At 43.6% G+C, this 14,542-nt stretch carries 13 protein-coding genes; 9 read left to right on the top strand and 4 right to left on the bottom strand.

Annotated features, from left to right (window positions below; genetic code table 11):
* The first annotated feature begins 364 nt into the window (after positions 1-364).
* The 6 genes from BJN41_RS03725 to BJN41_RS03700 all read left to right on the top strand — a co-directional run bounded on the left by BJN41_RS03725 (position 365) and on the right by BJN41_RS03700 (position 5,828).
* Positions 365-2,215 (top strand): DEAD/DEAH box helicase, encoded by a 1,851-nt coding sequence (locus tag BJN41_RS03725; protein WP_070153378.1) that lies wholly within the window; start codon positions 365-367, stop codon positions 2,213-2,215.
* Between the two features lie 390 nt (positions 2,216-2,605).
* The gene (locus tag BJN41_RS03720; protein WP_070153376.1) at positions 2,606-3,424 is read left to right on the top strand and encodes an ABC transporter ATP-binding protein; all 819 of its coding nucleotides are present in this window, start codon (positions 2,606-2,608) and stop codon (positions 3,422-3,424) included.
* The gene (gene mlaE, locus BJN41_RS03715; RefSeq protein ID WP_070153373.1) at positions 3,421-4,200 is read left to right on the top strand and encodes a lipid asymmetry maintenance ABC transporter permease subunit MlaE; all 780 of its coding nucleotides are present in this window, start codon (positions 3,421-3,423) and stop codon (positions 4,198-4,200) included. The genes BJN41_RS03720 and mlaE overlap by 4 nt, the downstream gene beginning before the upstream one ends.
* Complete coding sequence (locus tag BJN41_RS03710; protein WP_070153370.1) at positions 4,200-4,877, top strand: outer membrane lipid asymmetry maintenance protein MlaD; 678 nt, start codon at positions 4,200-4,202, stop codon at positions 4,875-4,877. Before mlaE ends, BJN41_RS03710 begins: the two co-directional genes overlap by 1 nt.
* A gap of 15 nt (positions 4,878-4,892) precedes the next feature.
* Positions 4,893-5,528 (top strand): phospholipid-binding protein MlaC, encoded by a 636-nt coding sequence (locus tag BJN41_RS03705; RefSeq protein WP_070153367.1) that lies wholly within the window; start codon positions 4,893-4,895, stop codon positions 5,526-5,528.
* A gap of 12 nt (positions 5,529-5,540) precedes the next feature.
* Entirely contained in the window at positions 5,541-5,828 is a 288-nt protein-coding gene (locus BJN41_RS03700) for a lipid asymmetry maintenance protein MlaB (RefSeq protein WP_019836879.1), read from the top strand.
* A gap of 118 nt (positions 5,829-5,946) precedes the next feature.
* Here the strand turns inward: BJN41_RS03700 and BJN41_RS03695 are convergent, their stop codons facing one another.
* Complete coding sequence (locus BJN41_RS03695) at positions 5,947-6,960, bottom strand: magnesium and cobalt transport protein CorA (protein WP_019836878.1); 1,014 nt, start codon at positions 6,958-6,960, stop codon at positions 5,947-5,949.
* A 154-nt stretch (positions 6,961-7,114) separates the two neighbouring features.
* On the opposite strand from BJN41_RS03695, the gene BJN41_RS03690 reads away from it, so the two are divergent.
* Together BJN41_RS03690 and BJN41_RS03685 are read left to right on the top strand one after the other, a co-directional pair.
* On the top strand, positions 7,115-7,717 hold the full coding sequence (locus tag BJN41_RS03690) for a TIGR00730 family Rossman fold protein (protein ID WP_070153795.1): 603 nt from the start codon (positions 7,115-7,117) through the stop codon (positions 7,715-7,717).
* Positions 7,718-7,721: 4 nt separating this feature from the next.
* Positions 7,722-8,135: an NUDIX hydrolase gene (locus BJN41_RS03685; protein WP_070153364.1), complete on the top strand. Its 414-nt coding sequence runs from the start codon at positions 7,722-7,724 to the stop codon at positions 8,133-8,135.
* A gap of 78 nt (positions 8,136-8,213) precedes the next feature.
* Here the strand turns inward: BJN41_RS03685 and BJN41_RS03680 are convergent, their stop codons facing one another.
* Both BJN41_RS03680 and recG read right to left on the bottom strand, forming a co-directional pair.
* Positions 8,214-8,849 (bottom strand): ComF family protein, encoded by a 636-nt coding sequence (locus BJN41_RS03680; protein WP_070153361.1) that lies wholly within the window; start codon positions 8,847-8,849, stop codon positions 8,214-8,216.
* Between the two features lie 18 nt (positions 8,850-8,867).
* Positions 8,868-10,913 carry an ATP-dependent DNA helicase RecG gene (gene recG / locus BJN41_RS03675; RefSeq protein WP_070153358.1) on the bottom strand — a complete coding sequence of 682 codons (2,046 nt, stop codon included), beginning with the start codon at positions 10,911-10,913 and terminating at the stop codon, positions 8,868-8,870.
* A gap of 36 nt (positions 10,914-10,949) precedes the next feature.
* On the opposite strand from recG, the gene BJN41_RS03670 reads away from it, so the two are divergent.
* A complete protein-coding gene (locus BJN41_RS03670; RefSeq protein ID WP_070153356.1) occupies positions 10,950-11,777 on the top strand; it encodes an NAD-dependent epimerase/dehydratase family protein in 828 nt (275 codons plus the stop codon).
* 132 nt (positions 11,778-11,909) lie between these two features.
* Here the strand turns inward: BJN41_RS03670 and plsB are convergent, their stop codons facing one another.
* Positions 11,910-14,474 (bottom strand): glycerol-3-phosphate 1-O-acyltransferase PlsB, encoded by a 2,565-nt coding sequence (gene plsB, locus BJN41_RS03665; protein ID WP_070153353.1) that lies wholly within the window; start codon positions 14,472-14,474, stop codon positions 11,910-11,912.
* Between the last annotated feature and the right edge of the window lie 68 nt (positions 14,475-14,542).

Below are 14,542 nucleotides of genomic sequence, written 5' to 3'. Positions count from 1 at the left end.
TCGCTAAAAAGCAGGATATATCAAGGTTTACACAAAAAAATGCAAAAGTCGATTAAATAAGGTGACTTTTAAAATAATCCTGCTATAATCCGCGCACGCACTTAATTTCTGTTCATTACCTGAACATTTCTCTTCTAATCATTGTGTATGCGCGTGCGGTCCAAAGAGAGGACGATATCTCGCGCCCCAATCGCTAAAGCGATTCCTTCAGGTTAAGCCGTAATCATGCGTGCGTTATATCACATCGTCGTTACTCGGATCGCCGCTGAATCTTAAATTGTCAGCGATAATTGCTGTACCGCTTTTTGCCGATGTCCATCTGACTTTATTTAATGGAGCACCCATTTTCAGGGTGAAAATCTCTATGAGCAAAACTTTTGCTGATTTTTCTTTACATGAATCTTTACAACAAGCTTTAGAAGGCTTGAACTTTACTACGCCGACTCCTGTTCAAGAACAATCGATTCCAGCGGCACTTGAAGGTAAAGACTTATTGGTATCTAGCCAAACAGGTTCTGGTAAAACTGCTGCATTTTTACTCCCAACTTTAAACGCGCTTGCTAATCAAGATACTTTCGTACCATTTAAAGAGCGTATGAAAGCAATTACTCAGCCGTCAATTTTAGTGCTTTGCCCAACACGTGAATTGGCTCAACAAGTTAGCCAAGACGCGATTGCATTTGTACGTCACATGAAAGGTGTACGTATTGCAGCAATCATGGGTGGTATGCCTTTTGGTAAGCAAATCCAACAATTAAAAGGTGCGCAAGTGGTTGTAGCGACTCCAGGTCGTTTACTTGACTTGGTGAACCGTCGTCAAATCAAACTTGATAAAGTTGATGCCTTAATTGTAGACGAAGCTGACCGTATGCTCGATTTAGGCTTCTCTGAAGACCTAGAAGCGATTAGCGATTTAGCTGCTAACCGTAAGCAAACCTTGATGTTCTCTGCAACTTTTGCCAGCCGTATTATCACACTTGCAGAACGCATGATGAATGAGCCTGTACGTATTGCGATTGAAACAGGTCACTCAACGAACATGGACATCACCCAGACTTTACACTGGACTGATGGTTTCGAGCACAAGAAAAAATTATTGTCACACTGGTTATCTGATGAAGGTGTAGATCAAGCGGTTGTATTCGCATCTACTCAAGAAGATACCGATATGTTGGCTGAAGAATTGGCTGAAGCAGGTCACTCGGTGGTTGCGCTACACGGTGCAATGCCACAGACCGTACGTAACCGTCGTTTACGTAGCATTCGTGAAGGTCGTGCAAAAATTTTGGTTGCAACTGACGTTGCAGCACGTGGTTTAGACGTACCAACGATTTCTCACGTGATCAACTTTGGTTTACCAATGAAAAATGAAGACTATGTACACCGTATTGGTCGTACAGGTCGTGCGGGTCGTACCGGTAATGCCATTACTTTGGCAACTTACCGTGAGCGTGGCAAAATCCGTGCTTTGGAAGATTTCTTGGATGCACGTTTAAGCGTTTCTGAAATTGAAGGCTTAGAGCCATCTCCACCACCAGCACGTTCTGGTCGTGACGGTGGTCGTGGTCGTCGTGATGGCGGTCGCGGTGGTCGTGGCGGTTTTGGTGGCGGTCGTCGTTTTGAAGGCGAAAGCAACTTTAAACGTCGTGAAGGTGGTGATGATCGTCCACGTCGTAGCTTCGATGACAAACCACGTGGCGAACGTCCTGCATTTGGTGAAGATCGCCCACGTCGCGAGTTCAACTCAGATCGTCCACGCCGTGAAGGTGGTTTTGGTGACCGTCCACAACGTTCATTTGAAGATCGTCCACGCCGCGAGTTCAACTCAGATCGTCCACGCCGCGAAGGTGGTTTTGGTGATCGTCCACAGCGTTCATTTGATGATCGTCCACGTCGTGAATTTAATTCAGATCGTCCGCGTCGCGAAGGTGGCTTCAACGATAAGCCGCGTTTTGATGCGAATGATGACAACCGTGGCAACCGCGTAGACTACAAACCACGTCGTGAAGGTAGCTTCGGTGATCGTCCAAAACGTGATTTTGGTGATCGTCCTGCACGTCGTGAAGGTGGTTTTGGTGACCGTCAACCACGTTCGTTTGATGATCGTCCTAAGCGTTCTTTTGGTGGTGAAGATCGTCCACGTCGCGAGTTCAATTCAGATCGTCCACGCCGTGAAGGTGGTTTTGATCGCCCACGTCGTAAATTTAACGACTAAGATCGCGATAGCAATTTGTATAAAGAAAAACCAGTGCTCAGCACTGGTTTTTTTATGTTAAATATTTTTTGTTTTAGATAAATAAAATGTATAATAAGTCACGTTTTTAACTCTATTTGCTAATTATGAACATCAGTAGCTTACGATTGCTCATGCAGACGAGAGAGGGAATGATGCCGTATATTGGTTTAGCACTCATTTTATGCAATTTAGTGTATTATATTATTTCTTCTTACTTTTAAATTGTTGCTGTCCTAAAAGTGATTTAAATAACAATAATAAGATTGCTTAAACAATATGCGCACATTTTTTAAAAATTTGCTAGATAACATTTTGCGCTTCAATCCTTTATAGTAGGCGTGCTGAAAAAATGCAGGAAGACCCTCAGCTATGAATAATCCAATGCCTCAACATGAGCCGTCATTGATTGAAGTCAATGAACTGAGCTTTAAACGAGGAAAACGTGTCATTTATGAAAATGTCAGTTTAAAGATTCGCCGTGGTCAAATTACTGCCATTATGGGACCTTCAGGTACAGGTAAGACTACATTATTACGGTTGATTGGCGGTCAGTTGACTCCCGATCATGGTGATATTCTTCTAGATGGAAAAAATCTTGCGCAAATATCGCGCCAGGAGTTGTTTGCTGCGCGCGCACGTATGGGCATGTTATTCCAAAGTGGTGCGCTATTTACCGATATGAGCGTATATGAAAACGTTGCATTTCCATTACGTGCACATACCCAGTTACCTGAACATTTAATTGCGGAGCTGGTGGCTTTAAAACTCGAAGCAGTCGGTTTGCGTGGTACAGAACAACTCATGCCTGCAGAACTCTCAGGCGGGATGAACCGTCGTGTGGCGCTGGCACGTGCAATTGCGTTAGACCCTGAATTGATCATGTACGATGAACCGTTCGCCGGGCAAGACCCGATTGTAAAAGGCGTGTTGACTCGTTTAATTCGTTCGTTGCGTGAAGCATTGGATTTAACCACCATCATTGTATCGCATGATGTTGCTGAAACTTTATCCATTGCTGATTACATTTATATTGTTGCGGAAGGCGTGATTCAGGGTGAGGGTACACCTGCAGAATTAAAACAGCATGAATCGGCATTTGTGCGTCAGTTCTTAACAGGCGCTGCCGAAGGGCCAGTCGATTATCAATTTAGCCATCGGGCTTATTTAAGTGATGAGGTGCGTTCATGAATGCTATTGCCGCACTAGGTCAACGCGTCATTGAGCGTGTTCGTGGCATTGGTGTCGCCACCCAAATGTTGTTGCAAATTCTGTTTTCCATGCCAACCCTACTTGGGGTGAAGTTATTCCTGTACCAAATGTACCGTGTTGGCGTAATGTCGTTGTTGATTATTGCGGTATCAGGCTTATTTATTGGTTTGGTATTGGGCTTACAAGGCTACTCCATTTTGGTCAATATCGGTTCAGAAGCCATGTTAGGCACCATGGTGTCTTTGACTTTGTTACGTGAGCTTGCGCCTGTAGTGGCTGCACTTCTATTTGCAGGACGTGCAGGTTCTGCATTAACTGCAGAAATTGGTCTAATGAAAGCCACAGAGCAATTGGCCAGTATGGAAATGATTGGGGTAGACCCACTCAAGCGTATTGTATCGCCACGTTTATGGGCGGGAATTATCAGCCTGCCGATGCTGTCCATTATTTTTGCTGCGGTTGGCATTATGGGCGGTAAAATGGTTGGGGTCGATTTTCTAGGTGTCGATGAAGGTTCTTTCTGGAGTGGTATGCAAAGCAACGTCCAGTTTTATAAAGATATTTTCAACGGCACCATTATTAAAAGTTTTGTTTTTGCATTTATTTGTACTTGGATTGCAGTATATCAAGGCTATGCCTGTGTCCCTACATCGGAAGGCATTGCGACATCGACCACACGAACCGTGGTGTATTCTTCATTATGTGTTTTAGGTTTTGATTTTGTGTTGACTGCGGTCATGTTCGGAGGTGTTTAATGAAATCACGTACAAGTGAGCTGGCCGTAGGTGTATTTGTCATTTTGACAGGCATTGCATTATTTTTCTTGGCCATGAAAGTCAGTGGATTGGTGGGTACCAATTTGCGCGACAGTTATAATATGACTGCAACATTTGACAACGTGAATGGTTTAAAACCACGCGCTAAAGTCACCATGAGCGGTGTCACGATTGGGCGTGTTCATGATATTAGCTTAGATCCTGTATCACGTTTGGCGACAGTTGAATTTGAACTCGATGGCAAGTTGACCAGTTTTAATCCTGAACAACTGAAAACAGTGCAAAATTATGCACTTGAAGAGTTGCGCTACAGTGCAGAATACCAAGACGCAAGTCCTGAGCAACAAAAAGAAATGGAACAACAACTGTTAGGCAACATGAAATCCATCACAAGTATTGATGAAGATGCTTATATAATGGTAGCAACCAATGGTCTATTGGGTGAGAAATATCTCAAAGTGGTTCCAGGTGGTGGTTTGAATTTTGTGAAGCGTGGTGAAAGTATTGCCAACACGCAAGGCACCATGGATCTAGAAGATTTAATCAGTAAGTTTATTACTGGCGGTGCAGCGAAAACATCCGGCGCAGCGTCAGACGCAGATAAAGATATAGCGACAGCTGAAACAACAGATGCAGAAGTGTCATTTGTTGAGTAATGAAGGAGATTGTCCGTGAAAACACTTTTAAAGCAAACTCTGGCGGTAAGTGTACTTTCAACCATGTTGGCAGGAACTGCATTTGCTGCACCTGCAGAGGCGCCACCAGCTTTTGTGAAAAGAGTTGCCGATAGCTTGATTGCACGTTTAAAAGCAGATCATGCTAAATTGCAGAACAATCCGGCATTGGTCAAAACGATTGTGCGTCAAAACCTTGATCCGTATGTAGATGCACAGGCATTTACCCGTATTGTGATGGGTACTTATGCAACCAACCAATACAGTWCAGCAGCACAGCGCGCGCAGTTTGAGAAAAACTTCCGTGAAACTTTAATTGAGAACTATGGCACAGCGTTTGCGAAATTTAGCAACCAAAGCTACACCATGCGTCCTTATAAGGCGACCAACAGCAAGAACCCAGTGGTGACTATTGATTTCTTGCATAATGGTGAAAAAATTCCTGTGTCATTCCAGTTGGCAGACAAAGGCAGCCAATGGAAAATCCGAAACATTAACGTGTCGGGTATTGATTTAGGTTTGCAATTCCGTAACCAGTTTGCAGCGAATGTAAAGCGTAATGGTGGTAATATTGATAAAGCCATTGCAACTTTTAAGCCAGATGCAGAAGCTGCGGTTGAAAAGAAAAAATAGGTTAGGTGTGGCGTGATTGAATTATCAAATCAGGAATTATGTGTTTCTGGGAAAATAGATTTCAGTAATGCAGAGCAATATTACCAAAAAGGTCTGCAGTTGATTCGTCAGCAGCAGTTACCTTTAGTGGTTAATTTGGCGCAGCTGCAACAGGGGAGTACTTTAGCTTTGGCTGTTTTGGTACAATGGTTGCGTCAGACACCTGAAGCCAAAGGCTTACAGTTTAAAGCGGTTCCTGAAAAAATGATGAAGATCATTCAAGCCTGTCATTTGCAAGATGATTTACAGCTGCTCGCCTAAACTGAAAAACCACCAAAAAGCACCTTCTTGTAAGGTGCTTTTTTATTGCGTTGAGTTTCTTGCTGTATTCAACAAGTAGGTGGGATTGCAAATCTCTTCTAAAGGAGCGAGCAAGTCATCAAATCCATTTTTTCCATCTAAAATAAATTAATGGGCCAATAAAGAAGCCTATTAAAATAATACTGACTACAATAAAACTGGTGGCCCCTTTGGCAAAAGGCAACACGTCGGTGTTCATGCCATAAACACTGGCAACCAGCATCGGTGGCGCTAACATACTGGGTAAAATCGAGAATCGACGAATGGTGTCGTTCTGTTCGGTGTTAATAAAGCCCGAAGTTGTGTCGAGTAAGAAACGTACTTTCTGGAATAAGAAGGCATCGTGTTCGACCAGTGAGCGTACATCTTCACTGAGTTCTCTAATGTCGGCATCATAAATATGACTGCCCAACGCGCGCGGACGTGCCAAAAAGGTCAGGACGCGACGTAAATCAATCAAACACAGTTGAGCTTTTCCAAGCATGTCTTCTAATTGTGCCAGTCGGGTAATCATGTCATCGAGGTCTAAAATTTGCTCACGATGACGGTTATTCAGAACTTCTGTGGAATACTTTTCTAAGTCCTTGTGGATATCTTCTAAGATATCCGCAAGTTCGTCTAGTTTGGCTTCAAGCAAGCCTAAAAGTACCCAAGTCGGGTCTTTATAATCAATTTCGTAGTCGTTACGTCGTGCACGCGCCCGAAATGCCCGAAATGCCACTAATTTTTCACCACGTAGGGTAAATAGGCGTTCTTTATGTAAAATAAAGGCAACGGTTTGTACGGTGGCTAAAATACTGGAATGATCTTCAGTTTCGCCATCGACTTGATAGTTTTTATTTTTCGTTAAAAAATAGGTACTAATGTGTAAAATACCATCATCATCACGGTAGAATCGCGCCGAAGATGAAATGTCTTCTAGAGACTTTAAAGTGGGTAAATTTTGTGAGTATGCGTCTAGTACCCATTGCTGTTCTTCTTGTGAAGGGGCAATGAGGTCAATCCAGACCAGATCTGGATGCAAATCAAAACCACCGTTAATGGTGGCATCTTCCAGACTACCGCGCTCTGTGGCATAAAAGGCTTCAAGCATTCGTCTTTTCTCCTTGCGCAGTATGGGGTGTGTGGATGGGTGTATTTTAGACAAGGATATTACTAAATACACTGCTCAGAATGCTATTTTATTTAAAAATCTCCCTGAAGTTTAATTTTATGGCATGACAGCCAGATAACATGGTGAAAAAATGATGTCGTCAATTGCTATTTTCTGTGGTTCTGCTCCAGGAAAAGATTCTGTTTTAGTTGAAAATGCACGAAAAGTGGGGGAAACCCTCGCTGCACAAGGCAAAACTTTAATTTATGGCGGTGGGCGCTCAGGCTTAATGGGGGTGGTGGCAGACGGTGCTTTGCAGGCAGGTGGTCGAGTCATTGGTGTGATTCCAGAGAGTCTGGCAGAACATGAATTGGCGCATCCGCATTTGACCGAATTACATATTGTAGAAAACATGCATGCCCGCAAAATAAAAATGTCAGAATTGGCCGAGGGCTTTATTGCTTTGCCGGGTGGTTCTGGAACTTTAGAAGAAATTTTTGAGCAATGGACGTGGGCACAATTAGGAATTCACTCAAAACCCTGTGCCTTTTTTAATGTAGCTGGTTTTTATGATGACTTGCTGAAATTTTTACAACTGACTACAGTCAAAGGTTTTACCCAGCCACGTTTTTGTGAAGCGTTGATTGTGTCTAATTGTTTTGAACAGATTTTACAGCAGTTTGAGCAGTACCGTGTTCCTGAAATGAAATGGGAAGTACCTGAACTGGAATGGTTGCAACAAGAGTTGACCAAGTAAGCACATGTATAAAACTCATCCTCACACCATTACTGTTGCGGCGGCGATTATTTTAAATGCTGAACAGCAGTTATTGGTGGTACGTAAACGGCATACCCATTGTTTTATGCAGGTGGGTGGCAAGTTAGAACCTAATGAAGCACCTGAAATGACCATGTTGCGAGAAATTGCAGAAGAAATTGGCTGTCAGGCGAAAATTCAACAATTTATTGGTCGCTATGAAACGGCAACGGCCAATGAACCGGATTGCCGATTAGTGAGTTATGTGTATTGGGTGCAGCTTGATCAGACCCCAAAAATTGCTGCTGAAATTGCTGAAATGAAGTGGGTGGATTTGGATGATCGAGATACTTTGTTGGCACCACTGACCCGTGAAGTGGTGATGCCGTGGTTAAGACAATATTTACAACTTGATTAGGCGTTATTGACCATTCGCGTATATTTTAAGTGCAACTTTCTTATAAATTGAGCATGCCTAACCGAATAGTTTTATATTTTATTCGGCACTGGCGAGACAAACCGCCTTGACTTTTTGACAGCCAAGCTTGAGCAATTGTTGTTTGAGTGCATGAATTGAGCTGCCTGTCGTGACCACATCATCCACAATTAAAACCCGACAATAACGGATTTTAGGTGCAGTCTGAATTTGAAATTGCTGTTGGATGTCTTCTAATCGTTCTAAGCGACTTAAGCCTTTTTGCGCGTGCTTTTGCAAGCGGGTTACAGGCTGCCAAATCGGAACATTTAAATGCCGCGCCAGTCCTTTTGCCAACAATAAAGATTGATTGTAACCACGTTCAGTCAGGCGGGCAGAGGAAATTGGCATCGGTACAATGGCTTGAATTTTAGGATAAGACAATTGTTTTAGCGCACCTACCAAAAGCAGTTGGTATTGTAACTGCTGTTCATATTTAAATTGTTGAATGATGCGATTAATTGGATAGTGATAGTCAAAGGCGACTTGAATCTGCATTTCTTGTCGTTGTACTGCTTGGCTACGCCACGGTAATTCTTGCCAACAGGTTTGACAGACTGAATGTTGCCATTGCGTGTCGCTATGGCAGAGCTGACACGGTTGCAGTTGGCGCAGCCATTGTATGCCGCGTTGTACTAGGTTGATTGGCTGAGTCATTTTACGACTGCAATCCGTTTAAACATAGGCATAACGTGGTGCCTCAGGCAGCCAGCGTTTTAGCAAAGCTTCAGCATGCGCAGGATAATCTTTTAAAATTTGCTGTGCTACATGGTGTGCCTGTGCCAGTAAATGATCATCCCGTTCCAGTTTGGCCACTCGAAAGCCCATATCTCCTGTTTGTTTGGTTCCCAAGAGTTCCCCAGGGCCACGCAGTTCTAAATCTTTTTCTGCAATCACAAAACCATCGTTGGTTTCGCGCATAATCCGCAAGCGTTCTTGTCCATTTTGCGAAAGTGGATTTTTATACAATAAGGCACAAAAACTGGCTTTGGCACCACGTCCAACCCGTCCACGTAACTGATGTAGCTGTGAAAGCCCTAAACGCTCGGCATTTTCGATCACCATAATTGAAGCATTGGGTACATCGACCCCAACCTCAATGACTGTGGTGGCAATCAGTAACTGAAGTTGATTGTCTTTAAATTGCTGCATGACAGCTTGTTTTTCATCTGCTTTCATTTTGCCGTGTACCAGCCCAATATTCAGTTCAGGAAAGCGTTCTTTAATTTCAGCAAAAGTCGCTTCGGCAGCTTGTGCATCTAAGGTTTCCGATTGTTCCACCAAGGTACAAACCCAATAGGCTTGTTTGCCTTCGGCACAATTGCTAGCAATCCGTTGCAGGACTTCTTCACGCCGATCTAGCGGAATGGTCACCGTTTGAATAGGCGTACGCCCTGGTGGTAGCTCATCAATCACCGAAGTATCCAAATCGCCATAGGCGGACATGGCTAAGGTTCGTGGAATAGGCGTTGCAGTCATCACCAATTGATGCGGTGTGGTGTGATTGGTGCCTTTATTGCGCAATGCCAGACGTTGATCGACCCCAAAACGGTGTTGTTCATCAATAATCACCAAACCCAGTTTGGCAAATTGTACATTGTCTTGAAACAGCGCATGTGTACCAACCACCAAATTGGCACTGCCATCCTGAATGGTAAGTTCAGCTGCAGCACGTGCTTTGCCTTTTTGTTTGCCAGACAACCACGCCACAGTTAAGCCAAGTGGCTCAAACCATTTTTGAAAGTTCAGATAATGTTGTTCTGCCAAAATTTCAGTCGGTGCCATCAGCGCAACTTGCCAACCTTCTTCTAGGGCATGACACGCCGCGACTGCAGCAACCAGCGTTTTACCTGCACCTACATCACCTTGAACCAAGCGCAGCATGGGTTTATTAGACTGCAAATCCTGCATGATTTCTTGCGAAACGCGTTGCTGTGCGCCTGTCATTTGAAATGGCATGTTACCGAGTAACGCAGGTGCTAGTTTTTGGCTTGGGGAAAATGCAGGTGAGGCAATTTGCTGAATATAAGCCCGTCGGGTCAGTAAACTGACTTGATGCGCCACTAATTCTTCAAAAATCAGGCGTTGCTGCGCAGGGTGAGAACCTTGTGCCAATTGCAGCATATTGGCATTCAAAGGTGGGTGATGAATATAATCTAGCGCCTGTTTGAGTGCATAACCATTGGTCATTTTTTTAGGCAAGAGTTCAGGCAAATCATCACTATGCTGTGCCAAGGCTTGTTTGACGTATTCGCGCAATTTGGCTTGGGTCAACCCATCGGTGCTTGGGTAAATGGCAGTCAGTTGGGTTTTAGGTAGTGGGGTATGTTCAGTGATCAGTTCTAATTCGGGGTGATACATTTCCAGACCACGCGCTCCAACCCGTACTTCGCCAAATACTCTTAAACGATTGCCGAGTTTGGCACGATCTGTAATGCCTTTATAAATATGATAAAAACGTAAGGTTATTTTGCCAAATTCATCTTCTAAATTGATTGCCATTGACTTGCGTTTACCGGGTGGAAAATCCACCCCTTTGACCACGCCTTCGAGTAAATAGCTGCGCCCCACATTTAATTGGTTCATGGGGATGATCGTGCTACGATCTTCATAGTCACGCGGTAGATGAAACAACAAATCATCTGTAGTGAAAATATTTAATTTTTCGAGTAATGCAGCAGAGGCAGAGCCTACCCCTTGCAACTGATGGACTGCAGCCATGTCCCCTCAACTTTAAATGCTATGATTAGGTGCTGAATGCATATTCTATTTATTGGTTATGGTAAAACATCGCAGCGTGTTGCAAAACAACTATTTACGCTTGGTCATCAAATTACCACAATTAGCCGCAGTCCGAAAACAGATCCTGATATGACGCATCTGCTTCAGGATATTCAACAACTCGATTTATCACAGATTCAACCTGTAGATGCCGTTTATGTATTACTTGCACCGTCTCGGAATACCGCTTTAAGTTCTATAGAAGCCTATCAACAGACTTATGTAAATTCTGTGCCGTCGATCGTCGCTGCATTAAAAGATCATCCTGTAAAACGAATTATTGTGGTGTCATCTACACGGGTGTATGGTGAAAACGCAGGTGAACGTATTGATGATGAGACTGTGCCTAAGCCCAAGGATGTGCAAGGGCAGTTGTTGTTGCAGATGGAACATTTGTGGCAACAGGCTTATCCTGAACAATGTGTGATTGTGCGTCCTTCGGGTATTTATGGCGCATCGGTTGCACGCATGCTCAAACTTGCAGAAAGCACGATAAGTTACCCAAATATACATTGGTCAAATCGAATTCATATTGATGATTTGGCAAGTTTTTTGGCATATTTGCTTCACGTGGAACATCCTGAACCAGTTTATATTTGCAGCAACAACCAAGCTCAGCCTTTGCACGAAATGATTTTAAAGATTCAGCGTGAATTCAATTTACCTGAGTTGGTGTTGGAAAGTATGCGTGAAACAGGGAAGCGGATTTTTGCTACGCGCATGGAGAAAACAGGATTTCAGCGCAAACATGAGGATTATTTTGATCATCTAAGAATTACGCAAAGTGATTCACCTGAAATCTGAGAATAAAAGTTCTCTTGCTAGGAAAGGGCTAGCGAGAGGTGATTTTTAAAATCTCAAATATTGAGCTTTAATTCAGCCTCATCCCCAACTGTCTGCCTGAGCCATTTATGGCGTAAGAGAAGAACCTTAAAATTACTTCTTCTTACGTTTCAAACGTTTCTTCGCCTGTTGTGCAGCAAGTGCTTCTAACGCCTCACTCAATTCTTCATCGCTAAAGGTGGTGATGTGTTGTAGCATCTGCAAAGTCACATCGTCCAACACTAAATTGGCATATTGTGCGACGTTTTTAAAGTTGTCATCAAACACGATCGCATTGTCACTGTTGGTGCTGATATAACCTTGCTGGGTCAAGACTTTAATAAAGCTCTGGAACAAGGCTTTGTCAAAGAATTCAGGTGAGTTGAATTCATACAGCACTGATAAACGCTGACCGACCAAATGGCTCAATTCTTCGACCTGACGTGCCGAAATATTGCCTGAGCCGCGTTGTGTAATCAGCGCCAGCGTCATGTAATAGCGCTCTAAACTTTGCATTACAGGTGCAGCCAAGACCACCAATTGGTTGTGATCTTCACTGTTTGGAGCAGGAGAAATCAAATTGCCTTCTGTATCTTCAGAAATCAATTTGGCCTGAATTAAAGCTTCTACATAAGCACAAATCCGTTCTTTGAGTTCCTGATCTTGCCATTTTAAGAATAGCTCAGCTTTCAGGAACGGATACAAGGTGCGAATGACATTGATGAGATCGCCACGACGAATAGAACCATTGTGTTTCACTAACGCAGCAATTAATGATGGCAAGACAAAGGCATGCAAAATATTGTTGCGGAAGTAGGTGAGTAACACTGCCTGATTGTCTTCAATCGCGATAATATCGCCCAGAACATGTTGCACGCGTTTAATCAGTTTGAGTTTTAAGCCGTAGGCAATAATTTCTTTGCCTGACAATGGCGTGACTTGAGTGCGCTCATCATAAGGCAGGGCAGTGAGCAGATTACGGTAAGTGTCTAACTGCTTCACACAAATTTCTTCATCCAAGGTATGTTTTGGTGTTGCCAGTAAAATCAGTGATAACAAGGATACTGGGTTAATCACTGCAGCACGGTTAATGTTTTCCAAAATCGCATGTGCAGATGTGTTTACTGCATCTGACACTTGTGGCGGAATTGGATCATCATTTTTTTCAATGCTGATATGTTCTGCATCGTGTTGTTTCAGTACTTCATCTAAAAATACAGGTTCGCCAAAGTTGACATGCACCTTGCCAAAAATCCGTTCAATCTTGCGCATGGTTTTTAAAATGCCGATGAGCGATTCAGATTCTTTTGGCTTGCCTTGCATTTCACCCACATAGGTTGAGCCTTCCATCAGGCGCTCATAGCCAATATATGTTGGTACAAAAGCAATCGGTTTAGCACGACCACGTAAGTGACTGTGAATGGTCATGGCCAACATGCCCGTTTTAGGGGGTAACAAACGGCCTGTACGTGAACGTCCACCTTCAATAAAGTATTCAAGCGGTGTGTTACGCGACAAAATACTGAATAAATACTCTTTAAAGACGGTGGTGTATAAGCCATTGCCACGGAAAGTACGACGGATAAAAAACGCACCACCACCACRGAGCAATTGACCTACAAATGGCATGTTGAGGTTATCGCCCGCAGCAATGTACGGCACCATCATGCCGCGTTTGTAAATCACATAAGACAGCAACAAATAGTCGATATGACTGCGGTGACATGGGGTGTAGATAATTTCATAGTCTTTGGCCAGTTCGCGCACGGTACTGAAATTATGTACTTCCACGCCATCGTATAATTGTGTCCATAAGCGGGTCAGTGCCATATCGGCAAAGCGTACCGCTGCATGAGAATAGTCCGACACAATTTCATTTAAATAGCCAATCGCACGACGCTCGGCTTCAATCACGCTAATTTTACTGCGCAAACTTTCACGACGAATGGCATCTTGCACATCGGGAGATTTGATTAGACTGAGCATCACATTGCGGCGGTCAGACAAGTCTGGGCCAAGTACGACTTCACGCTGTCCATCTAAGTAATTATTTAGCGTGTTGACAATAAAGGTCGCAGGCGACAGGTTTGGATGCTCAGTTTTGGCATGTTCAATTAAAGCACGTAATGATTGCGGTTCGTGAAATTCCAAATAAGACTGACGACCATGCACCCCAATATTCATTAACTGCTTGACTGTACCAGGCGTTGCCCAAGTATCGGTAAACAGCAGTTTAAACCACGAATCTTCTTTGTCTGGAGAACGTCCCCACAATACGGTCACAGGGATCAGTTCAATATCAATTTCTGGGTGTTGTTCTAATTGTTCAATTAAACGTAACAAGCGTGGCGGAAAAGCATAAGGTGGTGGATTGAGTAGGTTGTTCTCATCGTGATGTTGTAAAAACAGAATCGAGGCTTTTTCCTTATGTGAGCCGATCACTAAAGGGTCAAGCGCAGGCGTGAGTTTTAAGCGACGTGTTTCGCCATCGACCACCAAAGCATTGCTGCGTGAGTGATTTTGCAAGACATAGCAGGTTATCTTGGTGCGAGTAGCGTCTGAGTCTGCATTTTGCGCATCCTTGACAGGGACTTCACCCAAAACATGCGGTGTCACCACAAGGTCAAGCAGCTTACCAGAAAGCTGACGATACATTTGACCAAAACCACGCTTGGACATACTCACTCCTATTTCATCACCTAAGTCCCTAGCCAGTAGGGAATTTATTTTGCGTCATTGTATCTAAT

Origin of the sequence: Acinetobacter towneri (genome assembly GCF_001758345.1) — a bacterium.
GTDB lineage: Bacteria > Pseudomonadota > Gammaproteobacteria > Pseudomonadales > Moraxellaceae > Acinetobacter > Acinetobacter towneri_A.
This window is presented reverse-complemented; position numbering and strand designations above follow the sequence as displayed.

Excerpts from the sequence above, each read along its gene's own strand:
- mlaE (WP_070153373.1), top strand. The coding sequence starts at position 3,421 with ATGAATGCTATTGCCGCACTAGGTCAACGCGTCATTGAGCGTGTTCGT.
- BJN41_RS03725 (WP_070153378.1), top strand. The coding sequence starts at position 365 with ATGAGCAAAACTTTTGCTGATTTTTCTTTACATGAATCTTTACAACAA.
- BJN41_RS03670 (WP_070153356.1), top strand. The coding sequence starts at position 10,950 with ATGCATATTCTATTTATTGGTTATGGTAAAACATCGCAGCGTGTTGCA.
- BJN41_RS03710 (WP_070153370.1), top strand. The coding sequence starts at position 4,200 with ATGAAATCACGTACAAGTGAGCTGGCCGTAGGTGTATTTGTCATTTTG.
- recG (WP_070153358.1), bottom strand. The coding sequence starts at position 10,913 with ATGGCTGCAGTCCATCAGTTGCAAGGGGTAGGCTCTGCCTCTGCTGCA.
- BJN41_RS03720 (WP_070153376.1), top strand. The coding sequence starts at position 2,606 with ATGAATAATCCAATGCCTCAACATGAGCCGTCATTGATTGAAGTCAAT.
- BJN41_RS03680 (WP_070153361.1), bottom strand. The coding sequence starts at position 8,849 with ATGACTCAGCCAATCAACCTAGTACAACGCGGCATACAATGGCTGCGC.
- BJN41_RS03685 (WP_070153364.1), top strand. The coding sequence starts at position 7,722 with ATGTATAAAACTCATCCTCACACCATTACTGTTGCGGCGGCGATTATT.
- BJN41_RS03690 (WP_070153795.1), top strand. The coding sequence starts at position 7,115 with ATGTCGTCAATTGCTATTTTCTGTGGTTCTGCTCCAGGAAAAGATTCT.
- BJN41_RS03695 (WP_019836878.1), bottom strand. The coding sequence starts at position 6,960 with ATGCTTGAAGCCTTTTATGCCACAGAGCGCGGTAGTCTGGAAGATGCC.